The organism is Tardiphaga sp. 172_B4_N1_3, assembly GCF_052076035.1.
GTDB classification, from domain to species: domain Bacteria; phylum Pseudomonadota; class Alphaproteobacteria; order Rhizobiales; family Xanthobacteraceae; genus Tardiphaga; species Tardiphaga robiniae.
In genome coordinates this window covers 5,740,764-5,763,953 of sequence record NZ_CP197238.1, presented here as the reverse complement: position 1 = coordinate 5,763,953, position 23,190 = coordinate 5,740,764, and the positions used below count along the sequence as shown (strand labels likewise).

General features: G+C 60.1%; 22 protein-coding genes. 9 read left to right on the top strand and 13 right to left on the bottom strand.

What is annotated here, in order from left to right; genetic code table 11:
- Positions 1-231 precede the first annotated feature (231 nt).
- Complete coding sequence (locus tag AB7783_RS27150) at positions 232-1,485, top strand: ABC transporter substrate-binding protein (RefSeq protein ID WP_315840475.1); 1,254 nt, start codon at positions 232-234, stop codon at positions 1,483-1,485.
- A 151-nt stretch (positions 1,486-1,636) separates the two neighbouring features.
- Here the strand turns inward: AB7783_RS27150 and AB7783_RS27145 are convergent, their stop codons facing one another.
- From AB7783_RS27145 to AB7783_RS27135, 3 genes are all read right to left on the bottom strand, one after another.
- Positions 1,637-1,999 (bottom strand): hypothetical protein, encoded by a 363-nt coding sequence (locus AB7783_RS27145; RefSeq protein WP_441279323.1) that lies wholly within the window; start codon positions 1,997-1,999, stop codon positions 1,637-1,639.
- Between the two features lie 230 nt (positions 2,000-2,229).
- Positions 2,230-3,165, bottom strand: a complete 936-nt coding sequence (locus AB7783_RS27140) for a retron St85 family RNA-directed DNA polymerase (RefSeq protein WP_441279322.1) — start codon at positions 3,163-3,165, stop codon at positions 2,230-2,232.
- Complete coding sequence (locus tag AB7783_RS27135; protein WP_441279321.1) at positions 3,155-4,069, bottom strand: retron St85 family effector protein; 915 nt, start codon at positions 4,067-4,069, stop codon at positions 3,155-3,157. Before AB7783_RS27135 ends, AB7783_RS27140 begins: the two co-directional genes overlap by 11 nt.
- A 1,091-nt stretch (positions 4,070-5,160) precedes the next feature.
- On the opposite strand from AB7783_RS27135, the gene AB7783_RS27130 reads away from it, so the two are divergent.
- Positions 5,161-7,431 (top strand): transglycosylase domain-containing protein, encoded by a 2,271-nt coding sequence (locus AB7783_RS27130; RefSeq protein WP_441279320.1) that lies wholly within the window; start codon positions 5,161-5,163, stop codon positions 7,429-7,431.
- Between the two features lie 51 nt (positions 7,432-7,482).
- Here AB7783_RS27130 and AB7783_RS27125 read toward each other — a convergent pair whose 3' ends face one another.
- The 4 genes from AB7783_RS27125 to AB7783_RS27110 form a co-directional block, all read right to left on the bottom strand.
- Entirely contained in the window at positions 7,483-8,319 is an 837-nt protein-coding gene (locus tag AB7783_RS27125) for a M48 family metallopeptidase (RefSeq protein WP_441279771.1), read from the bottom strand.
- Positions 8,320-8,611: 292 nt separating this feature from the next.
- The gene (locus AB7783_RS27120) at positions 8,612-9,937 is read right to left on the bottom strand and encodes a polyhydroxyalkanoate depolymerase (protein WP_089262721.1); all 1,326 of its coding nucleotides are present in this window, start codon (positions 9,935-9,937) and stop codon (positions 8,612-8,614) included.
- Positions 9,938-10,073: 136 nt separating this feature from the next.
- Positions 10,074-10,889 (bottom strand): ABC transporter permease, encoded by an 816-nt coding sequence (locus AB7783_RS27115; protein ID WP_120288282.1) that lies wholly within the window; start codon positions 10,887-10,889, stop codon positions 10,074-10,076.
- A complete protein-coding gene (locus AB7783_RS27110) occupies positions 10,886-11,680 on the bottom strand; it encodes an ABC transporter ATP-binding protein (RefSeq protein WP_089263642.1) in 795 nt (264 codons plus the stop codon). Before AB7783_RS27110 ends, AB7783_RS27115 begins: the two co-directional genes overlap by 4 nt.
- A gap of 109 nt (positions 11,681-11,789) precedes the next feature.
- On the opposite strand from AB7783_RS27110, the gene AB7783_RS27105 reads away from it, so the two are divergent.
- Complete coding sequence (locus tag AB7783_RS27105) at positions 11,790-13,106, top strand: ActS/PrrB/RegB family redox-sensitive histidine kinase (protein WP_089262725.1); 1,317 nt, start codon at positions 11,790-11,792, stop codon at positions 13,104-13,106.
- Positions 13,107-13,327: 221 nt separating this feature from the next.
- Positions 13,328-14,551 (top strand): LON peptidase substrate-binding domain-containing protein, encoded by a 1,224-nt coding sequence (locus AB7783_RS27100; RefSeq protein ID WP_184513231.1) that lies wholly within the window; start codon positions 13,328-13,330, stop codon positions 14,549-14,551.
- 88 nt (positions 14,552-14,639) lie between these two features.
- On the opposite strand, the gene AB7783_RS27095 is transcribed toward AB7783_RS27100, so the two are convergent.
- Together AB7783_RS27095 and AB7783_RS27090 are read right to left on the bottom strand one after the other, a co-directional pair.
- On the bottom strand, positions 14,640-15,878 hold the full coding sequence (locus AB7783_RS27095) for an MFS transporter (protein ID WP_441279319.1): 1,239 nt from the start codon (positions 15,876-15,878) through the stop codon (positions 14,640-14,642).
- A gap of 114 nt (positions 15,879-15,992) precedes the next feature.
- Positions 15,993-16,673 (bottom strand): DUF938 domain-containing protein, encoded by a 681-nt coding sequence (locus AB7783_RS27090; protein WP_441279318.1) that lies wholly within the window; start codon positions 16,671-16,673, stop codon positions 15,993-15,995.
- 145 nt (positions 16,674-16,818) lie between these two features.
- On the opposite strand from AB7783_RS27090, the gene AB7783_RS27085 reads away from it, so the two are divergent.
- Complete coding sequence (locus AB7783_RS27085) at positions 16,819-17,859, top strand: MBL fold metallo-hydrolase (protein ID WP_441279317.1); 1,041 nt, start codon at positions 16,819-16,821, stop codon at positions 17,857-17,859.
- Between the two features lie 49 nt (positions 17,860-17,908).
- Positions 17,909-18,739, top strand: a complete 831-nt coding sequence (locus AB7783_RS27080) for a class II aldolase/adducin family protein (protein ID WP_441279316.1) — start codon at positions 17,909-17,911, stop codon at positions 18,737-18,739.
- Positions 18,740-18,749: 10 nt separating this feature from the next.
- On the opposite strand, the gene AB7783_RS27075 is transcribed toward AB7783_RS27080, so the two are convergent.
- Positions 18,750-19,805, bottom strand: a complete 1,056-nt coding sequence (locus AB7783_RS27075; RefSeq protein ID WP_441279315.1) for a HoxN/HupN/NixA family nickel/cobalt transporter — start codon at positions 19,803-19,805, stop codon at positions 18,750-18,752.
- Positions 19,806-20,024: 219 nt separating this feature from the next.
- On the opposite strand from AB7783_RS27075, the gene AB7783_RS27070 reads away from it, so the two are divergent.
- A complete protein-coding gene (locus AB7783_RS27070) occupies positions 20,025-20,261 on the top strand; it encodes a hypothetical protein (protein ID WP_068732887.1) in 237 nt (78 codons plus the stop codon).
- Positions 20,261-20,515, top strand: coding sequence for a hypothetical protein (locus AB7783_RS27065; protein WP_315840460.1), 255 nt, complete (start codon positions 20,261-20,263; stop codon positions 20,513-20,515). Before AB7783_RS27070 ends, AB7783_RS27065 begins: the two co-directional genes overlap by 1 nt.
- Before the next feature lie 37 nt (positions 20,516-20,552).
- Here the strand turns inward: AB7783_RS27065 and AB7783_RS27060 are convergent, their stop codons facing one another.
- Positions 20,553-20,801: a hypothetical protein gene (locus tag AB7783_RS27060; RefSeq protein WP_441279314.1), complete on the bottom strand. Its 249-nt coding sequence runs from the start codon at positions 20,799-20,801 to the stop codon at positions 20,553-20,555.
- 161 nt (positions 20,802-20,962) lie between these two features.
- Here AB7783_RS27060 and AB7783_RS27055 point away from each other — a divergent pair, with 161 nt between their 5' ends.
- Positions 20,963-21,112, top strand: a complete 150-nt coding sequence (locus AB7783_RS27055) for a hypothetical protein (protein WP_441279313.1) — start codon at positions 20,963-20,965, stop codon at positions 21,110-21,112.
- Between the two features lie 78 nt (positions 21,113-21,190).
- On the opposite strand, the gene AB7783_RS27050 is transcribed toward AB7783_RS27055, so the two are convergent.
- Both AB7783_RS27050 and AB7783_RS27045 read right to left on the bottom strand, forming a co-directional pair.
- The gene (locus tag AB7783_RS27050; RefSeq protein ID WP_231078242.1) at positions 21,191-22,117 is read right to left on the bottom strand and encodes a dihydrodipicolinate synthase family protein; all 927 of its coding nucleotides are present in this window, start codon (positions 22,115-22,117) and stop codon (positions 21,191-21,193) included.
- A gap of 70 nt (positions 22,118-22,187) precedes the next feature.
- Positions 22,188-23,171, bottom strand: coding sequence for a TRAP transporter substrate-binding protein (locus AB7783_RS27045; RefSeq protein WP_089262741.1), 984 nt, complete (start codon positions 23,169-23,171; stop codon positions 22,188-22,190).
- Positions 23,172-23,190: the final 19 nt, after the last annotated feature.

The following is a 23,190-nucleotide window of genomic DNA, read 5'->3' as shown; positions in this document are numbered from 1 at the left end:
ACGCCTACCGAACTTGCATCAAGATCGGCGCTCCGCCCCTCACCCGCCGCGAAGACGCGGCGACCTCTCCCCGCCTAGCGAAGCTTCGCTTCGCCGGGAGCGGGGAGAGGTTAGGGAAAGTGCCCATCTCCTCGCCTTGCCAACTCAAAATCCTTGCCTCACACTCCCCGATAACGACGGCGCCCGCACGGGAACGACTGTCGAGTGACATATCATCAGGGAGGCAACGACATGAGAACTTCGCTTCTTCATCGCTTCGCCACGACGGCTAAATTTGTCGGGATGGCGGCCATTGCGCTGACAGCCACATCACTGCTGGCCACATCGGCACTCGCGCAGAAGAAATACGATCCCGGCGCCACCGATACCGAGATCAAGATCGGCCAGACCGTGCCGTTCTCGGGTCCCGCCTCGGCCTATTCGTCGATCGCCAAGACGCAGCTCGCTTATTTCAAGATGGTCAACGACCAGGGCGGCGTCAACGGCCGCAAGATCAACCTGATCCAGTATGACGACGCCTATTCGCCGCCCAAGGCCGTGGAACAGGTGCGCAAACTGGTGGAGTCCGATGAAGTCCTGCTGACCTTCCAGATCATCGGCACGCCGTCCAATGCAGGCGTGCAGAAATATCTCAACCAGAAGCAGGTGCCACAACTATTCGCCGCCACCGGCGCCACGCGCTTCACCGATCCGAAGAACTTCCCCTGGACCATGGGCTACAATCCCAACTACCAGACCGAAGGCCGGATCTACGCCAAATACATCCTGAAGAACCATCCGACCGCCAAGATCGCCATCCTCTGGCAGAACGACGATCTCGGCCGCGACTATCTCACCGGCATGAAGGCCGGGCTCGGCGACAAGGCCGCGTCGATGATCGTTTCGGAAGCGTCCTATGAACTGGCCGACCCGACCATCGACTCGCAGATCGTCAAACTGAAGTCCTCCGGCGCCGACCTCTTGTTCAACGCCTCAACGCCGAAATTCGCCGCGCAGGCGATCAAGAAGGTGGCGGATCTCGGCTGGAAGCCGATCCACATCGTCGACATCAATGCGACATCGGTCGGCGCGGTGCTGGTGCCTGCGGGGCTCGACAATTCCAAGGGTCTCATTTCGACCAATTACGGCAAGGACCCGCTGGACCCGCAGTGGAAGGATGACGAGGGCATGAAGCGCTACATGGCCTTCATGGACAAATATTATCCCGACGGCGACAAGAACTCGAACTTCAACACCTATGGCTACGGCAATGCCCAGCTCATGGTGGAAGTGCTGAAGCGCTGCGGCGACGACCTCACCCGCGCCAATGTGATGAAGCAGGCCAGCAGCATTTCGGGCTTCAAGACCGATCTCGGCCTGCCCGGCATGAGTCTCTCCACCTCACCCACCGACTACCGCGTCAACAAGCAGCTACAGATGCAGCGCTTCAACGGCGAGCGCTGGGAACTGTTCGGCCCGATCATCGAGGATGACTCGGCGGGTTAGCACACGCCGTCATCAGTATCAGAAACGCCGTCATGCCCGGCCTTGTGCCGGGCATCCGCGTTTAGGGTACGCACATAAGACGTGGATGGCCGGGTAATCTAGCGAAGCTCGCTTCGCGCTGCCCGGCCATGCCAGAGTGTGATGCTCGCAATTAAGCCATCTTCGCAAACATCGTCAGCACGCCGTCGGCGATATTGATCGCCACCACCTGCGCCGAACTCATGCCCTTTTCCTTGAGTGCATTGGCGGCCGCCGGCGAGGCGTCGATCGAGGCGCGCAGCGCCTTCAAGTCGTCCTCGCTGGATTTCGATACGACCTCCTCGACCTGCGCCTTCACCGCATCCGGCAATTGCTTGATGTCCACCACCTGGATGCTGGAGATCTTGGCGCTGGTCTGCCCGCCGGATTTGGCCGGAGCCTTCTCAGCCTGGTTCGCAGCTCCCTGTGCGAGCACGAAACCCGGCGTGCCGAGCGAGAGAACTGCCGCGAGGGCCGTCGCTGTCATAATGCGCATGGTCGTTCCTTTCACGGTTGGGAAGGAGCGAAGCAATAGCGGAGAAGTGTGCGGAAGGTCTGGAGTGGATGTGGTGGTTTGGTGAGGTCAATGCGGCGGCTTCATGGAGCGCATGATATGCGACCGCCAATATCGTCTTCAAGACCCCCCATCGCTCTCGAAAAATCAAGCACACAAGTACATGAAGGTCGCGGGTGAGATGATGGCAAAGAAAGTGTCCCGAACAGATCTCATTTTCTGGTTACTAGTGTAAATCCCATTATTCTATGTATCACTTCGTCACCGAATTTTCTTCTCAACGCTTCAAAGAAACTTGGCTCAACGGAGACAGCGTAAGACAGATATCCTCGGAGGTAGGAAGCGTCCGAATTCGTTAGCTTATGAGTTGCAAATAGGTGGCACATCGTCTTCATCTGCCGCTTCTTAGAACGTCCAATCGATATTTTTTTATCCGACGTCAGCACTAAGCCAGTCACCATACGCAGACGCTTCCTTGAGGTGAAGACCGTCTTATTCTCGTTAATCTTCAACTGGGGCGATTGCTGCTCATGCAAAGCCTGCCGCACGAAATCAAGGACCCCCTCCAACACATCCGTATCCTTCGTTGAAAAGGTCAGATCATCCGCATATCTAGTATAGCGAACTGAACGACCTGCACATTCGCTTGCGACCAACTGGTCGAATTCAAAGAGAATAGCGTTAGAAATAGCGGGGGAGCTAGGCGCACCAATCGTTAGACGCCCATTGCGACACACGATGTCTGCAATCACCTCAACATCTTCAGCGCTCAAAACGCCAAAGCTGTGCAGCCCTGAGTTCTTTGAAAGAAGCATCGACACGTCTTGTCGCTCGATCGAAGGAAAAAAATTCTGAAAATCGATCTTGAGAAGATAGTCGCCGTCAACGTGCATCTCGGCATTCTTAGATATGCCAACTCCATCTTTATACGACGTGACACAATCATGAACTGGTAAATGCGAAATTAGATTTCTGACAACCCATCGTTGTAGGAATTTCACAGCTGGTGAAGGCTGATTTATCTCTCTGAAGCCATCCGACCGCTTCCTAATTTTATACGTTTTATATCTAGCGCTCGCTGTCCGCGCGATAGCTTCGATTGCTTGCGAGTTAACGCCCGTCTCTTGAGAGATTCGCTCAATGATCATTTGCTAGCTCCCCTACTGCCTTGGCGAGATCGGGGAAATGCTCGTTGTAGAAATCAACAAGTTCGAGATGAAATGCGTCAGTATCAAAACCATCAAATTCCATAAACGACTTTGACGATCGGTTTATGCAGAAAAGCTGAGGATCATCTCCTTTTCGCCTAACCAAATCGGCTGCGACCAGAATTGATAGCAATTGCTTGACGTGAGATGAGTTGACGTTTGTAAAAATACTCCTGAAAGCAAAAATTATCGCGTCCAGCGTCAAAACTTCAAACAATCGTATGATCTCAAAAATGGCAAAAAATGTCTGACGGAAATCTAGCTTTGCGAAGCTCTCAAACTTAAACTTTTGCCTCTTTTTCCCAGTTATGCGTTTTTCAATTCGCTGCTTGATTGGACCGAAATCCGGAGCCGGACCATAGTTCAATTGAACGGTTGGCTCGAATTGTGAGTTCTTGTCAATAAGCTTAATCGGACCACGAAGCATGAAGCTGTCGTCGCCTTGCATATCGGCCCGATGGGCAACAAGAATTTTCTTAGTGAGCTCTTCGTTCTTCGAAAAATATCCAAGCTCGGCAAACGATCCGGGGCTTTCCGGAAAGATGATCAAACAGTCCGATACATGGGCGATAATTTCCTCGAACTCGGCGATGTTGTGAAATTCTGGCTCATCATGAGTGACGTAGTCTTTCTCGGCGTTCTCTGCCAAGAATGTCCTGAGATGGACCAATTCTTTTGCCGCGTATTCGCAGAACAGAGATCTCATCGAAGGTCCGTTCATCGGACCTCCGCAAACGAAAACAATATTGCTATCTCGAAGAATATACGTTTGCTCTGAACGAAATAGATTAGCCATCCGTTTTAAAAGCACCTTGCCTTGAGGGTGCAAAAACGGATGGCTCATCTTTCCTCTTACTTTAAGCGCGCCGGAATTCGGAGAAATTCCGAACCGAGCGTCTTTCTTTCTCGCCGGTTCGGAATTTCTCCGAATTCCGGCGGCGAATATCACGCAATACAGTTCAGCCTGGCTATGCACCCGGCATTGAGCGAAATGACAGAGCTTGCCATATCGACTCAGCTAAGAGGAACTTTGAGAATAAAGGGCTAGCGCTAGCCGTGCAATGGCAAGGTTCAAAACTTTAAGTTTGACATCAACGCAAATTGGATTATATTCCCCTTCGTCCTACTCACGAGGGGCGCTTCTCGAGGGCGCTTTCGAAGTGGAGTTTGGATGCGGCGCCCGCGGACGTGCCTCGCAAGCACGGACTCGGGAGGTCGGGGGTCACCGTCCGGGCCCACTACGGGGCTCTGCCGGAAACGGCTGGACGGGTGCGGGTGAAGGCAGGCGAAAGCCTGTCCGGAACGAAGGACTTTCATTAGTCCTGCCCAGTACCCGGAAGCGCGGTCCCTCGAACAGAAAAGCCGCGATGGCGCGCCGAAAGGCGATGCGCGGATCGCAAGGGCCTTCGCAAGGCCGGCGCGACACGCGAGAACGACCCAATTGCGCCTTTCGGCGCGTCATCCCCCTCATTCACGAGGGGGAAAACCGGTCCACCCGCTTTGCGCTGAGGGCGCGATACGGACGGCGCATGGGCGGTGAGATTTTTCCAGGGAATGGCGTGGCTGTTTGACAAGTGAAGCGGTGAGCGAGAGTGCGAAGCACAGCGCGTGTGTTGCGTAGTGCGGCCACACAATACTCAGCTGTCATCCCCGCCTAGTGCGCCGAAGGCGCACGCGGGGCAGGGATCCATAGACACGTGTAGAGATAGTCAGGGCGAGAACGTCGCAGCCTTCATCGCGCACCACAAACTCGGAGGTTATGGGTCCCCGCCTTCGCGGGGACGACGACGGTGTTTGCGGGGGCTTCGCGCATAAGACCACGTGCGCGCAGCGCTCCTCAGATGGAACCGCGTTTCCCTTACGTTAACTTCTGCGTAACCGCCCCTTAAACCGCGCCCGCTAGGCTCGCGGTATCGGGTGGCGTGGTGTTTGCGTATGGCGTGGGGCAAGAAAAAGAGCGGGCGCAAGGAGCCGACCTTTGGGCTCGGCGCGGCGCTGTCCGATCTGCGCCTCACGGCGGATGATCGCGTGCCCGGCGGCGGCGATGACCGGCCCAAGAAAACGCCCAAGCAGGCGCCGAAGCGCGAGTCCAATAGTGGCGGCGGCGACAAGCCGCGGAAATCCAGGACATCCAGCAAGGCGCGCAGCGGCGGCTTCGGCAAGGGCATCAAGCGGCTGTTCTACTGGGGCGCGGTGCTCGGCCTGTGGGCGGCGATCGCCATTGTCGGCGTCGTGATCTATGTCGGCGCGCATCTGCCGCCGATCCAGTCGCTGGAAATTCCCAAGCGCCCGCCGACCATCCAGATCGTCGGCATGGACGGCACGGTGCTGGCAACGCGCGGCGAACAGGCCGGCGCCAATGTGTCGCTGAAGGATCTGCCGCCCTATCTGCCGAAGGCGTTCATCGCGATTGAAGACCGGCGGTTCTATTCGCATTACGGCGTCGACCCCATCGGCATCGCGCGCGCCGCGGCCACCAACCTGATGCATCGCGGCGTGTCGCAGGGCGGCTCGACGCTGACGCAGCAGCTCGCCAAGAACCTGTTCCTGACGCAGGAGCGCACCATGGCGCGCAAGCTGCAGGAAGTGGAGCTGGCGTTCTGGCTGGAGCGCAAGCATTCCAAGGCCGAGATCCTGGAACTCTATCTCAACCGCGTCTATTTCGGCTCCGGCGCTTACGGCGTGGAAGCTGCGGCACAGAAATATTTCGGCAAGCCGGCCAAGAACGTCACGGTGGCGGAAGCGGCGATGCTGGCGGGCCTCGTGAAGTCGCCGTCGCGGCTGGCACCGAACCGCAATCCGGAAGGCGCGGAGGCCCGCGCCAAGGTGGTGCTGGCGGCGATGCAGGATGCGGAGTTCATCACCGCTGCCCAGGCCAAGGGCGCGACCGGCGTGCCGCAATACAACGTCAAGCCGGTCGGCGCCGGCACGGTGAATTATGTCGCCGACTGGATCGGCGAAGTGCTGGACGATCTCGTCGGCCAGGTCGACGAGAGCATCATTGTCGAGACCACCATCGATCCGAAGCTACAGAGCGTCGCCGAAGCCGCCATCATCGACGAGCTGGCGGCCAAGAGCGTGAAGTTCAACGTCACGCAGGGCGCGCTGGTGGCGATGACGCCGGACGGCTCGGTCCGCGCCATGGTGGGCGGCCGGAACTACTCCGAGAGCCAGTTCAACCGCGCGGTGACCGCGAAGCGCCAGCCGGGATCGAGCTTCAAGCCGTTCGTCTATCTCACCGCCATCGAGGCAGGGCTCACGCCGGAAACCATCCGCACCGACGCGCCGATCGACATCAAGGGCTGGAAGCCCGAGAACTACACCCACGAATATTTCGGTTCGGTGACCCTGACCCAGGCGCTGTCGATGTCGCTGAACACGGTGGCCGTGCGGCTCGGCATCGAGGTCGGCCCGGCCAGCGTGGTGCGCACCGCGCATCGGCTGGGCATCGCCTCGAAGCTGGAAGCCAATGCCTCGATCGCGCTCGGCACCTCCGAAGTGTCGATGACCGAACTGGTCGGCGCCTATGCGCCCTTCGCCAATGGCGGCCTCGCCGTGTCGCCCCATGTGGTGAACCGGATCCGCACGGTGGAAGGCAAGAAGACGCTCTATACGCGGCCGGCGGAGACCGCGAGCCAGGTGATCGACGGCCGCGCCGTGGCGATGATGAACACCATGATGCAGCAGACGATTTTATCCGGCAGCGCCAAGAAGGCCGAACTGCCGGGCTGGCAGGCCGCGGGCAAGACCGGCACCAGCCAGGATTTCCGCGACGCCTGGTTCATCGGCTACACCTCGCAGCTCGTCACCGGCGTCTGGCTCGGCAATGACGACAACTCACCGACCAAGAAGGCCACCGGCGGCGGGTTGCCGGTAGAGATCTGGTCGCGCTTCATGAAGACGGCGCATCAGGGCCTGCAGCCGCAGCCAGTGCCTGGATTGGCGCCGTCGAATTCGTTCAGCACCAATCCGATTGGCCAGGCGCTGTCGAGCCTGCTGCCCGGATCGCCCGCACCGTCGCCATCAGCCCCACCGGAACGCGGCTACGTGCCAAGCGCCCCCGTCTATAACGGCTATCGCCCGCAGCCGCCGGCACCGACCCAGACCAACTACCCCGCCGCGCGCCAGCAGCCACAGCAAAACGTGCGGCCGGAAGCCGCGAGCGGGCTCGATGGCTGGCTGACGGAGCGTTTGTTCGGGAGATAGAGCCGATGTCCCGGACACGCGATGCGCAACATCGCGGCCGGGACAGGAAGCTCAATCCTGCACGCCGAAACGATGCAGGTCGTTGCCATGGGTATCGAGCCAGGCCTTGGCGCGTTCGGTCGCCGGGCAGATCCGCCCGACCACGCGCCAGAACTTCACCGAGTGGTTCATCTCGACGAGATGCCCGACTTCATGGGCCGCGAGATAATCCAGCACGAAGGGCGGCGCGAGGATCAGACGCCACGAGAACGACAGCGAGCCCTCGGTGGTGCAGGACCCCCAGCGGCTCGACTGATCGCGGATCGAGATCCGCTTCACCTTGACGTTCAGCTGCGCCGCATAGCGGTTCGATGCCTTAACGAGATCGGCCTTGGCTTCGCGCTTGAGGAAATCGTGGATACGTCGGTCGATATGCTCGACATCGCCGGCGACGCAGATGATCTTCTCGCCGCTCTCGCGGGTCTCGGTCCATACCGTCCCCCGCCCCGCACGGTGCACGATTCTATGCGGAGTTCCCCGCAGCGGAACCGTTGTGCCGTGTTCGAATGGTGCAGCCTTCGGCAAACGACCAAGACGCGCGGCGATCCAGGCGCCATGACGTTGTGCAAAGTCCTTTGCATCGGCCAATGACCCACGCGGCGGCATGGTCAGGATGGCTTCGCGCTCGCTCGGATGAATGCGCAGCGTATAACGCGTCGCACGGCGGTGCCTGCGCAGGCGTATGGCGAAGATCTGGGAGCCGTGTTTGACGGCAAGCGTGTCTGGTTCGGTGGGGCGGCGGTAGAGAAGTGCGCGGAAGGCCATGTCAGTAGTCCCGGTCGTCAGTAGATCGACCGGATTCTGCCATAACCGCCGCCACGGGAATTGCTCGGCGCAAAAACAAATCATTTGCCCAATATACGGGGTCAAAAGGCGATTTGTCCCCTACCGGATGGGGTCCGGAACAGGAATCTGGATTCAAAAGAACGTTGAATTTCGGAATCTAAGAGTGAATCGCGCACCGCTGCTAGAAATAGGCGGAAAATCCGGTTTCCATGCCTATTTTCAAGGGCTTAGAAAGCTCCGACGCCACAACTCACAGGCGATGATTGCGCATTTCAACGATGTTGTTTTCGATTCATCGATGGTGATCGCGCACATGCGATGACGATGCATCGTCACCGCATGTGCGCGTGTTGAATCACTCAGCAGCAGCGGCGCGATGGCGCGCGCTTGCTGCGCTCAGCATGAAGTCAGACACGCGCGGCACGATTTCAGATTTGAATCGCGATCCATTGAACACGCCGTAGTGTCCAACGCCCTTCTGAACGTAATGCACACGACGCTCATCGGGGATCGAACTGCACAACATATGCGTCGCTTCGGTCTGACCGAGGCCGGAAATATCGTCGTTCTCGCCTTCGACGGTCATCAGCGCAACGTTGACGACCTTCGACGGATCAACAGGCTTGCCGCGATGGGTCATCTCGCCCTTCGGCAGCGCATGTTTGACGAACACGGTATCGACGGTCTGCAGGTAATACTCTGCAGTCAGATCCATCACCGCCAGATATTCGTCGTAGAATTCGCGATGCTTGTCCACGAGATCGCCATCGCCCTTCACCAGGTTCTCGAACAGCTTCTTGTGTGCTTCCACGTGGCGGTCGCGATTCATGCTGATGAAGCCGCTGAGCTGCAAAAAGCCTGGATAGACGTCGCGCATGATACCTGGATGCGGAAACGGCACCTTGGTGATCACGTTGTTGCGGAACCAATCCATGCCTTTTTCGGCAGCGAGATTGTTCACAGCGGTCGGATTGCGGCGCGTATCGATCGGGCCGCCCATCAGCGTCATCGACAGGGGCACATAGGGATCGTTCTCGGCTTCCATCACCGACACCGCAGCAAGCACCGGCACGGCGGGCTGACAGACGGCGAGAACATGGACGTTGCCGCCGAGCACGTGGAACATCTCGATCACATAGTCGATGTAGTCTTCGAGATCGAAGCGGCCCGCGGCCAGAGGTACCTGACGCGCATCCGACCAGTCGGTGATGTAGACCTCATGGGTCGGCAGGAAGGCCTCGACGGTACCACGCAGCAATGTCGCGTAGTGGCCGGACATCGGCGCCACGATCAACACGCGCGGCTGCGGTGCGCGCAGCGGACGCGGATGTTTGCGATCGAAATAGAGAAGACGGCAGAACGGCTTTTCCCACACCGAACGGATTTCGATCGGCGTTCGCACACCGTTCACGTCGGTATCGTGCAGGCCCCATTCCGGCTTGCCGTAGCGGCGCGTGGTGCGTTCGAACAATTCGCAGCCCGCCGTCACCGACTTGCCGAACTCGGTCTGCGAGAACGGATTCAGCGGATTCTGAAACAGCATCCTGGTAGCGTCTGTCATCGCGCGCGCCGGATTGAGCGACGCGTAGGCCATCTCATACATCCAGTACATCGGGGTGGTCAGAGCCGGGCTCGTCTCGGACGGCAGGGCTGGCGGCCTGCCAAATTCACCTATCGGCATCTGTCCTCACTCGTTGAGCGTCTGCTTTTGCGCTGCAGTATATACTGGTGTCTGCGTAAGAAAGCGTCAATGCGCCGCACGCATGGCTTTCAGGCCATTGGCGGTAAAAACGGCGGTTATCCCTTGCTAAATGGTCTTATTCGCCGCCGGAGATCAGCGTTCCGGCGCGCCTGGCGCTGTTCAAAAGCCCAAGAAATATCGCGAATGAAACAATAAACAGCACGACGTTGATGGCCAGCGCAGTCAACATCAGGTCGGCGCGGAAGGTGTGATCGAACAGCAGCGCCCGCATGCCCTCGAACACATAGGTCGGCGGCAAGGCCCAGGCGACATATTGCAGCCACGTCGGCAGCACCGAGACTGGATAGTAGACGCAGGCCAGCGGCATCAGCCCGAACATCAGCGTCCAGACAATGCTCTCGGCGCCGAGGCCGTTGCGCAGCACCAGACCCGACACGAAGATACCGAGCGACCAGCTGGTGAAGATCAGGTTGCAGAAGAACGCGATCAGCGGCAGGCCGAGCGCGAACAGGTTGAATTTGAAGAACATTGCCAGAATCACCATCGGGATGATGCCGATGGCGAGGCGGATCAGGCTCATGATCATCAGCGAGATCAGAAACTCGATCGGCTTCAGCGGGCTCATCATCAGGTTACCGAGATTGCGCGCCCACATTTCCTCGAGGAAGGAGATGGAGAAACCAAGCTGGCCGCGAAACAGGATGTCCCACAGGATGACCGCGCCGATCAGCGTGCCGCCGGCCTGGGCGAAGAACCCGGCATTCTGCGAGATGTAATTCTGCAGGAAGCCCCAGGTGATGATCTGCAGCGCCGGCCAATAGACCAGCTCCAGCATGCGGGGCCACGACGACACCAGCAGATACCAGTAGCGCAGCACCATCGCATTGATGCGATGCATGGCGATGCCGTGTGACCGCTCTACGAGGCTCATGGCGCCTGCTCCCGGTCGCGACCGCGTGCGACGTCGAGGAACACGTCTTCCAGCGTCGTGCGGTTATAGCGCAGCAGAATCTGCTCGGGGCTGTCGTCGTCCTCGATCCGGCCCTTCTTCATGATGATGACACGGTCGCACAGCCGCTCGACTTCCAGCATGTTGTGCGACGCTAGGAGGATCGTGGCGTTATGGCCCCTGCGATAGGTCTCGATATGTCGCCTGATCCAGTCGGCGGTATCCGGGTCGAGCGAGGCCGTTGGCTCATCGAGCAGCAACAGCTCCGGCGCGTTGATCAGCGCCTTGGCCAGCGCGACACGGGTTTTCTGGCCTGCCGACAGCTTGCCGCTGGCGCGGTCGAGAAAATCGGTGAGGTCGAGATCTTCAGCCAGTTGCGCGATGCGGCCCTTGAGGTCCGGCACGGCATAGAGCTTTCCGAACACGGTGAGGTTTTGCCGGACCGTGAGCCGCATCGGCATATCGACGTAAGGGCTTTCAAAATTCATCCGACCGAGTACTTCGGCTGATTGCGCCGGCATTGCACAGCCGAGCACCGACACCTTTCCCGAGGTCGGCAGCGTCAGCCCCATGATCATGGCGATGGTGGTGGTCTTGCCCGCGCCATTGCCGCCCAGAAGACCGGTGATGCTGCCGCGCGCGATCTTGAACGAGATGTCATCCACGGCGCAGTTGGTCTTGTAGAATTTGACGAGATGAGCGACGTCGATCGCCGCCGCAGCATTGCGATCAACCGTCGCCGCATGACCTGACTTGGTGTCTTCAATCGTCATTGCTGCCGTTCCATGCGGCATTGTGGCGGCGAAGGCAAGCTTGGGCGCTTCAAGTGGCCGCAGCCCGCATGGGTTTGTAGTCATCGCCCGGGGCGTCTAATGTCCTGATATGACCGATATTTCCGCCTCCGACTTTCGCCAGCCGCGCCGTTATGTTCGTCTCGACACGATTCTGCGTTTGCGCTGGCTCGCTGCGCTCGGCCAGTTGGCGGCGATCTTCGTCGTGGTGCAGGGGCTCGAATACGACGTCGCCATCATTCCCTGCGTGACGATCATCGGCCTGTCGGCGACCCTCAATCTCGTGCTGCAGACGCTGTTCAATCCGGTCCACCGGTTGGAACCGCTCTTCGCTGCGGCCCTGCTCGCCCTCAATATCATCGAGCTCGCAGGATTGCTCTACTGCACCGGCGGATTGCAAAATCCGTTCTCGTTCCTGTTTCTGGCACCGGTGCTGATCTCGGCGACGGCACTGCCGACGCGTTTCACCATCGCGCTCGGCGTTCTCGCGGCAGCCTCTGCCACCGTGCTGGCCTTCTTTCATCTGCCGCTACCGTGGGACTCCGCAGAACCGCTGGTGCTGCCACAGATCTATCTGCTTGGTGTCTGGTTCTCGATCCTGACCGCCATCGGCGTGACCAGCCTCTATGCGTTTCAGGTCACCGAGGAAGCCCGCAAGCTTTCGGATGCGCTTGCCGCCACCGAACTGGTGCTGACGCGCGAGCAGCATTTGACCCAGATCGACGGTCTCGCCGCTGCTGCCGCGCATGAATTGGGAACGCCGCTCTCGACCATCTTCCTGATCTCCCGCGAGCTCGAGAAGAACATCCACAACAATCCGGAACTCGCCGACGACCTGAAGACCGTCCGCGAACAGGCGCAGCGCTGCCGCGAGATTCTGTCCAAGATCACGCAGCTGAATTCGAGCGGCGCGCCATTCGACCGCATGCCGCTCTCGCAGCTGATCGAGGAGGCCGTGGCGCCGCATCGCGATTTCGGCATTGCCATCAAGATACGTATCGCCGTCGCCAACGCGCCCGAACCGGCCGGCATGCGCAATCCGGCGATCCTCTACGGCGTCGGCAACATTCTGGAGAATGCGGTCGATTTCGCGCGGGAGCAGGTCGAGGTGAACGCCTGGTGGAATGCGGAAAGTATCGTGATCTCGATCTCGGACGATGGCCCGGGCATTCCGCCAGACCTGCTGAAGCGGATCGGCGAGCCCTATCTGTCGCGTCGGCGCCCCGCCGAGGAGGGCGAACACCGCGGCCTCGGCCTCGGCGTGTTCATCGCGCGCACGCTGCTCGAGCGTACCGGCGCCAGGGTAACGTTCAGCAATCGTGTCTTTCCCGATCACGGCGCGGTGGTGCAAATCTCATGGCCGCGCGATGCGTTCGAGACCGCGGACCAATTGGCCGATGTCGACTGATACAAGTCTCACTGTCGCGTGAACGCAGCCGACAGTTGCACCTCATTGACAGCTAGGCGCGTTTGAGCCAATTTTACCTTGGTTGATACGACCTGCCGGTTGCGCCCTGAACGGGACGGTGAACGTATCGCTTCCTTTGCCGACACCCTTTGTCCGAGCGACCGGGTCAGCAACGCAACCACCTGATGCCTCCTGGTTCGCTCATGCAAAGGACGAAACAGATGCGCGATTTTCGCGATGCAAAAGCTATGGCACAGACCCTGCGCGAAAACCTCACCACCAAAGCCGTCACGATCAGTCACAGCGAAAGCCTGGAGCTGATATCGAGAGTATTGGGTGTCGCTGACTGGAATACCTTGTCCGCGATGTTGCAAGTCGGTCGAACGTCTCCGGAAACGGCAACCGTCAAGCTTCAAACCGGAATATCAAGCTACCCGGCCATTCCACTGAGAGATCTCGTTCCATTCCCGACAACGACCTACCCGCTTTTTGTCGGGCGGGAGAAAACAATACTCGCTCTGAAAGATGCCTTCGCGCGGCAGCGGGAGGTCGTGCTTGCTATTCAAAAGAACGAAACTGTTGACGAACCTGGCTTCGAGGACATCTACGACATTGGCGTTCTCGCCCAGTTGCTTGAAATTCAAAGGCTTGATGACGGCACGCTCAGAGTTCTGGCACAGGGGCGTCAACGCGTCGTGATTCAGCGTTTCGTAGGCGAGACTGGCTCGTATAGAGCCGATGTTACAGGCGTGAGTGAGGGTCCGATTCCTGATGAGCCCGAACTGATCCAGCAGGCAGTCAAGCGGTTCGAGAGCTACGTTTCGGCTCACGACATTCGCGTGCCACCGATTTGGCCACCGCTGGAGAGAACCCTCGACCCCGGACGGGTTGCCGACGTCATCGCCTCGCATATCGTCTTGCCGATCAGCGAAAAGCAGAAGCTGCTGGCGACTCTCGACCCTGTAAAGAGGCTGAAAAGCGCCGATGCCCTTATCGACCTGTCGACGCTGCCGCTTTCGTCCGCGCTTCACGCGACACGGCGACGCGCTATCGAATATGCCGACCAGAGAGGCCATCAATATGCAACGTTGGAGCACCTGTTACTTGCACTGGTCGATGACACCGATGCCGCCGCGGTGCTGCGGGAATGCAATGCCGATTTCGGCACGTTGAAAGCCGACCTGATCCGCTACCTCGATAAGGAACTGAAAAATCTGATGATCGAGACCGGCAAGAATGGCCAGCCGACGGCAGCATTTGTGCGTGTGTCTCAGCGTGCTGCGATTCACGCGCAGGAGCTTGGCTGGTCTGAAGTGAAAGGGTCAAACACCCTGCTGGCCATCTTTCCCGAAACAAGAAGTCCGGCTGTCCGCCTGCTGAGCGGACAAGGCATCACCCAGAAACTGGTGGCTGCCTCGATCACTGGAAACACAGGAACGGCCTGACGACGTCCGGACGTCCCAGAGTGTCGTTCACAAATGCCAGCTTGGGCGATGGTGATCGCCCGGCCGGCAAGTGTGTGATGCGCCTTGGTTAGATAGCCGGATCGGGAAACGCCGCGGCCTGCTGCGACGCCCGGCGCTTGACGAAGCCGGCCATGATCAGCGCGACCAGGCCGAGAATGACCGGCGGGAAGACCACGGCATTCACGGTGGGCCAGCCATAATTCGCCAGCAGCTGGCCGGACGAGAACGAACCGATCGCCATCAGGCCGAATACCAGGAAGTCGTTGAAGGCCTGCACCTTGTTGCGCTCCTGCGCCCGATGGGTTTCGAGCACCAGCGCGGATGCGCCGATGAAGCCGAAATTCCAGCCTAGGCCAAGCACCACGAGACAGACCCAGAAATGCATCGCGCTGATGCCGGCGATGCCGATCACCGCGGCGATCGCCTCCAGCGCCAAACCTGCGGCCACAACCTTCGACGCGCCGAAGCGTGCGATCAACGATCCCGTGAAGAAGCTCGGCCCATACATCGCCACGATGTGCCACTGCAGGCCGAAATTGGAATCGCTCAGCGTCAGCCCGCAAAGCTTCATCGCCAGCGGCGCCGAGGTCATCACCAGGTTCATCATGGAATAGGACACCACGCCGCAAATCGCGGCCGCGACGAAGCGCGGTTGCCGCACGATCTCCAGCAGCGGCCTGCCGCCATGCATGTCCGCGGGCGCGGGCCTCGGCGCATCCACCGTGGAGAGCAAGGCCATCGCGATCAGGGCAACCATCGCCTGCGCCGCGAAGCTCGCAGCAAACAGGTAGGGCGACCAGATATCCATGGTCCATTGCACGAGCTGCGGGCCAAGCACGCCGGCGAATACGCCACCAGCCATCACCCAGGAGACGGCTTTCGGACGATAGGACGGGCTGGCGCCATCGGCGGCGGCGAAGCGATAGGATTGCGCGACAGCACCGTAGAAGCCGCCGAAGAATGTCGCGCAGCAGAACAGTGCGAATGATGCTTTCAGGATCGCGATGGCGCCGAGCAGGCCGCAGATCGCACCGGCGCCACTGCCGATGATGAAGGCGACGCGGCGGCCATAGGCGCGGGAGATCATGCCGACCGGCAGCGTCCCGCAGGCAAGTCCGACGACATAGACCGAGATCGGCACCGTCGCGAGCGACACGCTCGGCGCCAGCGTCGCCCCGACAATGGCGCCGGTGGCGAAGATGACAGCCGAATTGGCGCCGCCAAGCGCCTGCGCTGCCGCCAGCCTGATCACGTTGGAGCGTGCGCGCGCGTCATCGTGAATCTCTGGGGTAGCCGCGTCGATCATGGGGAAGTCCGCCCGGATGTGGCCCGGTTCGTCCCGGGGCCTTTGTTCAGCGCGACTATGACGACCGCCCTGCGGCAGATCAACACACGCCAGCGCGCACGCACCATGCGCCGATCATCCGGGCAACCGGGCAAATACAAGCATCAGATTGTTGGCGGGCATCTCGATGACCTCAGCCAGCCGAAGGCCGCCGCCCTGCGCGACGTGCTCCAGATCCTCGACATCGCGCACGCCCCAGTCAGGATTACCGTCGCGCAGGCTGGTGTCGAACACGGCATTGCTCACGGCCGTATGTTTGCCGCCGCGCTTGAACGGGCCGTAGATAAAGAGACGTCCATCCGGCCGCAGATATTTTGCAGCGCCCGCGATCAAACCTTCGGCGACGGGCCAAGGCGCGATGTGGACGACATTGGCGCAGAACACCGCGAGCAGCGCCCCCGGGCCGCTGCCGTTCTCCATCTCCGGGCACCACGCCGGATCCAAGAGATCGATCCGCAGCGGCGGCCTGACATTGGTCAATTGCGCATGGGTGCGCCAGGCGGCAATGCTTTTGAGATGGGCATCGTTGAGGTCGCTCGGCCACCAGGTGATGTCGGGCGTTTGTCCAGCGAAGTGAATGACATGCTGGCCGGTGCCGCTGCCGACTTCCACAACATCGCCGCAAGCCTGCTGCAGGAAAGTCGCAAGAACCCGCCAGATCGCCTCGTGGTTGCGATGGAAAGCTGCGGCATCGAGCCGGCCATCATCTTCCACGCGCCGGCCATCCCGACCGAACTCGACCACATATTCCGCCATCAGGCCCTCACTGCTGCGGGCAGTATCTCGAACTTGCGTTCACGAACAAGAGAAGAAAGATGTCGTCCAAACGCATCAAAATGGGTTAATATTCTGACGAATACACGATCTGAAGAAGGATCGACCACGCAGAATTGGTGCGCCCATGATCTTCCGCCAGCTGTTTGACAGTGTGTCCGGCACATATAGCTACCTGCTTGCCAGCCGCCACGGCGGCGAGGCGCTGATCCTCGATCCTGTCCTGGAAAAGGTCGATCGCTACTGTCAGTTGCTGCGCGAGCTCGACCTGAAGCTTGTGAAGGCGATCGATACGCATCTCCATGCGGACCACGTCACCGGCCTTGCCGAACTGCGCGATCGCACCCATTGCGTCACCCTCATGGGCGATCAGAGCAAGGCCGACGTCGTCGCCATGCGTGTCAGCGACGGCGACAAGGTGACGATCGAAGGCGTCGAGCTCGATGTGATGTATACGCCCGGCCACACCGATGACTCCTACAGCTATCTGATGGGCGACCGCGTCTTCACCGGCGACACGCTGCTGATCCGCGGCACCGGCCGTACCGATTTCCAGAACGGCAGCGCGCGGGCGCAATATGATTCACTGTTCAATCGCCTGCTCAAGCTGCCCGACGAGACGATGGTATTCCCGGCGCACGACTACAAGGGCGACACCGTGAGCACCATCGGCGAAGAGAAGCGCTACAATCCGCGGCTGCAGGTGAAGTCCGTGGAGGACTACATCGAGCTAATGGGCAAGCTCAACCTGCCGAACCCGAAGCTGATGGATGTGGTGATCCCGGCCAATATGAAGGTCGGACTGAAGCCGGACGCACTGAAGAAGCAAGGCCTTGCGCTGTCTCCGCGGGAGGCCATTGCTCATCTCGGCGATCCCGCCATCCTGCTGGTCGATCTGCGCGAGAGCAGCGAACGCGCCAAGCACGGCGTGCTCGCTGGCGCGCTGCATGCGCCCTACCCGTCGATATCGGACAGCCTCAAGCCCGGCGGCATGTTGCGGGAGGTCGCCACTGCCACCAAGCGCCGCATCGTGTTCTTCTGCGCCTTCGGCGAACGCTCGGCCATGGCCGTCACTGCCGCGAAGGATGCAGGGATCGACAATGCCGCACATCTGGACGGCGGCATCGATGCGTGGAAGAAAGCTGGCGGCCCGGTGTTGGCCGCATGATATAGCGAGCAAGGCGGACCAACCCGCCACTCGACAGGGGGAGACTATAATGGCGTCGACACGATCGGCTGCGCCAATGCTGCTGGCAATGGTGTTCGCACTTTCCCTGCAACCGGCCTCCGCACAAACCGCAGCACAGCCCCCAGCACCAACATCTGCCGGCCCCGTCGATCCAGCGTTGATGCAAGACCTCGTGGTGGCGAACCGCGTCCTCACCGATCTCAATGTGATCGACGGTTTCGGCCATGTCAGTATGCGCCATCCGACCGACCCCAACCGTTACCTGATGGGGCGCTCCGTGGCCCCGGCGCTCGTTACCGCCGACGACATCATGGAATACGACCTCGATTCCAATCCGGTCGATGCAAAGGGACGCGCCAGCTTCCTCGAACGCTTCATCCATGGCGAAATCTACAAGGCCAGGCCCGACGTCAAAGCCATCGTCCATACACATTCGCCGGGGATCATCCCCTTCAGCGTCAGCAGCACGCCGCTGCGGCCGGTGTTCCACCTCGGCGCCTTCCTGTTTCCCGACGTGCCGGTGTTCGAGATCCGCGATAGCGCCGGCATGAGCAACATGCTGGTCAGCAACACGCAACTGGGCAAGGTGCTGGCCAGTACGCTCGGCGACCGCAGCGTCGCGCTGATGCGAGGCCATGGCAGTGTCGTCGTGGCAGCCACCCTTCCAATGGCGGTATTTCGCGCTCATTACAGCAACGTGAATGCACAGTTGCAGTCACAGGCGCTCGCGCTCGGCGGATCGGTGAGCTATTTGCTGGGCGAGGAAAGCCAGAAAACGCTGGCTGTGATCGACCAGATCCATGGCCGGGCCTGGGATCTGTGGAAGCGCGCAGCGCTGGAAAAGATGACGCCCAAATAGCGACGCCGCATCAGGCCTCGTGAACCCGTACCTCGATGTCGTCATAGCCTTTGACGCGATAGACGATCACCGAGATCATCCAGCTCAGGATGAAAATCGCGATGATGAGATAGCCGAGCGCACCGAAATTCTCGTTCAGCGCCTCGATGCCGTCCCAGAAGCTGCCTGACAGATCGAGCTTGCGGCCAATCAGGCCGAGCGCCTCGACGCCGCCGATCACCAGCGCCACGATCACCGACACCAGCGTGATGATCATGTTGTAATACAGCTTGCGGATCGGCTTCACGAAAGCCCAGCCATAGGCGCGCACCATCAAGACCGAGTCCGTCGCATCGACCAGCGACATTCCCGCCGTGAACAGTGCGGGAAACACGAGAATCGACCACATCGACATGCCATCGGCGCTTTGCGAGGCGGAGATACCCAGCAGCGCGATTTCGGTCGCGGTGTCGAAGCCGAGGCCGAACAGGATGCCGAGCGGATACATGTGCCAGCTCTTCGAGATCACGGCGAAGACCGAACGCAGCATGCGGCCGATGACGCCGCGCTGCGAAAGCAAAACATTGAGATCTTCATCGATGAATCGCTCGCCGCGCTTCACTGCCTTGAACAGCCGATACACCGATACGAGAATGAATATATTGGCCACTGCCACGATCAGCAGGAAGAAAGCCGAGACGCTCGTACCAATCAGGCCGCCGATTTCCTTGAAGTCCGCGAATTTCTCCTGCAGTGCCGACACTGCCAGCGCCACGAAGATGGATGCCACGACGACCACAGTGGAGTGACCGAGCGAGAAAAACAGGCCTACGGACAGCGGCCGCTTGCCGGACTGCATGAGCTTGCGCGTTACATTATCGATGGCTGCAATGTGGTCGGCGTCAACGGCGTGGCGCAGGCCGAAGGTGTAGGCGAGCAGCGCGGTACCCAGCAGAACCGGCTGGTCGCGGAAGGCGATCAGGGCCCATATCCAGGCCAGCACATTGGCCGGGATCAGAATGGCGTAGATGGCGATGATGCGGCCGCGCAGGTTGTCGGGGCCATCGTTGAACAGTGTGCGGATCATGGAGATTCTTGCAGTCCGGATTACCACCGGATTGTCTCAGGAAGGCCTGACGGACGCAACCTGGCCTCATTCGCGTCGAATTCGCCGCATTTCCGGCACAAAGCGATTAACTGCAGCGGCCAGTTAGGTGGCAGCAGGGGTGCCGCTTCCTATATCTACGTGATAAGAATGACACAGAGTTCGCTGCGCGCCGATCGCGCGGCCTAACCCGAGGCGTTGATGGACACCGAACAGGAACAGAAGACACCCGCAGAACTGAAGGAAATCCGGCTCGCCCGCAAGGCGGCGCAGGAAGCCGAAGGCGTGAAGGCGATGGCCGACATTGCGGCCGCCGATGTCGCCATCCGCAAGCGGACCGAGGAACTACGCGCGCTTCGCCTTGCCAGGGAAGCCGAAGAACTGGCCAACCCGCCCGAACCCAAACCGAAAGCTACCAGAAAAAAGAAAACGAGCTGATGCCAACTGACGACAAAGCGACGAAATCCGAACGCGACGCCGCGGCCAAAGCGGTACTCGACAACATGGCCCGACTGAAGGCCATGCGCCTTGCCCGCGAAGCGGTATCGCCCCCCGCGCCGGCCAAGAAGAAGACCGCAACGAAATCGGGCAAGACGTCTTCGAGCAAGACATCTTCAAGCAAATCGACGGAAAAAGCACAGGCCCTGGCAGCGTGGCTCGCCGATCAGCGCAGCGGCGGCCGCAGGACCTGACTATCGCAGGACCTGCTTTCGCAGGGTCTGATCTATCTCAGGCCGCGCTCGGCGCAGGCCATTCGATCATGGTACGGGTCTTGGTCGCAGAATCGTAGACTTGGATCTGAAGCATCTGAAACTCGTTCTTCAGCTTCATGCCGGCTTCTTCCGCGGCTTCGACCGTATCGTGATGGGATTTGAAATGGCCATCCACCACCAGTGAATAACCTTCGGTCGGCGCCCTGTCGGCGCGAATGAATTTGCGCGCCTGCGGTTCGTCGAGCTCTAACTTCGGTTTTTTCATCGTCACTCCAGAACAAGATTCGCCCGATTTCAAAGCGGGCAGGATTCGCCCCCGTTTACACGGTCATGCGGAAAAACACAGGGCAATTGCGGGATTACGGCAATATCTGCTTCAATCACGGTCAGAATGAGGTCAACACAAGCAATCCGGCGGGGAAAATGATGAGCGGACGAGTGGGCGGAGCCCGCGACGACAAACCGGCCAAGGACGACAAGCAAAAACCCGTCCCCACGCCGCCGCGGCCTGACGACGACGAGGAAGACGGCGATATCGCCACACCGAAACGCGATCGCGACGACGAAGATGTCTAGCTGTGCGAAGGCATCGCTATATAAGACATCGGCGCGCCACGACTGACGCGCCGATAAATTTCAGATAGCGACGAGTCGTTAAGCTGCCTTGAGGCCGACATCCGGCAGCATCGGACGGTGACGCAGCGCCTTGGTCATGATCCCTTCCACTTCCGCCTTTTCATGCGGCAGCAGCGCCAGACGTGGCGGCCGGGTCAGTGCGGTACCGCGGCCCATGATGTTTTCGCACAGCTTGATGCACTGGACGAGATCCGGGCGCGCATCGAGATGCAACAGCGGCATGAACCACTCATAGATCGCCATCGCCTCTTGGAGCCGTCCGGCCTTGGCCAGACGGAACAGCGTCTCGCCCTCGCGCGGGAAGGCATTGGACATGCCAGACACCCAGCCGACCGCGCCCATCGCTACGCTCTCGACGATCACGTCGTCGAGGCCGGCGAACAACACGAAGCGGTCGCCGACCATGTTGCGCGTGTCGATGAAGCGGCGTGTATCGCCCGACGAATCCTTGAAGCAGACGACCGTGTCGACATCGGCCAGCGTGGCGAGAATGTCGGGGGTGACATCGTTCTTGTAGATCGGTGGGTTGTTGTAGAGCATCACCGGCAGATCGGTGGCGGTGGCGACCGAACGGAAGTGCGCGGCAGTCTCGTGCGGCTTGGACGAATAGACCAAAGCGGGCATCACCATGATGCCATCGATGCCGACGCGCGCGGCTTCCTTGGCGGTATCCACGGCAAAGGCCGTGGTGAATTCGGCGATACCGCAGAGCACGGGCACGCGGCCCTTCGCGACCGACTTGGCCGCTTCCATGATCGCGATCTTTTCCTTGCGCTCGAGCGAGGTGTTCTCGCCGACTGAGCCGCAGATGATCAGGCCGGACACACCGTCACAGATCAGGCCGTCCATGACCTTCGCGGTGGCGTCGATGTCGAGCGACAGATCGTCATGAAATTGCGTAGTGACAGCCGGGAAGACGCCTTCCCAGGAAATGCGGGGACTCATGGCAAAACTCCGTGTGATGCCGGCGCGCATAGCGCGCCGGCTGATGAGGACGATGGGTTGGAATTGAAGATCAGATCGTCGCGCCGACCTTGCGCAGCTCGGCGAGCACAGGCGCTTTGGGCAGCCAGATCTTGTCGAATTCAGCGATGACGGCTTCGGTATCCTTGACGGCCACCTGACGCACCGGCACCGACGTGCCCTTGAAATTCTCGATCAGTGCCGGCTCGCCAGCAGCCAATTCGTCGATCTGCGCATCGAGCGTCGACTTCACCGCCTTGGTGATCAGCTCCTTGTCGGCGGCGGGCAGCGACTGCCAGACGCGGCCGGACACGACGGCGGCCATCGGCATAAAGACGGCATTCATCTGCAGGATCGACTTCGACACCTTGTCGAAGCGCTGGTTCCAGGAGAATTCCAGATCGGCTTCCAGACCATCGACCTGGCCATTCGACATGGCGTCGAACACCTGCGGCGTCGGAATCGGCGTCGGTGCGGCGCCGAGCGATGAGTAGAAGTCGCGATAGACCGGCGTCGGATTGATACGCAGCTTCATGCCCTTGATGTCAGCGAGCGTGTTGAGATCCCTGACCGCGAAGACCGCGCGCATGCCGGTGATGCCCCAGCCGAGGCCAATGGTGCCGGTTTCCGCAGGCAGCACGTCGAACAGTTTGACGGCCGCCGGATGACGCACGAATTTCGCCACGGCTGGCGTGGAGCGCACGATATAGGGCGCGTTGATCGCCGCGATATGCGGCACGCGCGAACCGAGTTCGGCAGCCTGGATGAAGCCCATATCGAGCGCGCCGGTCTGCAACTGCTGCATCATCGCCGCCTCGTTGCCGAGCTGGCCGGAGTGAAACACCGTCATGGTTAGACGGCCCTTGGTCTCTTCCTTGAGCTGATCAGCGAGCTTCAGCGCAGCCTTGTTCCAGGAATGGCCGTTCGGCGTGATCAGGCCGAGACGCAGCTCCTTGGCCTGCGCCAATGCGAGCGACGGCGCGAACACCGAAGCAGCAGCCGATGCGGCGAGGAAGCGACGACGTGAGATGGTCATGACGGAGGCTCCTTGATGG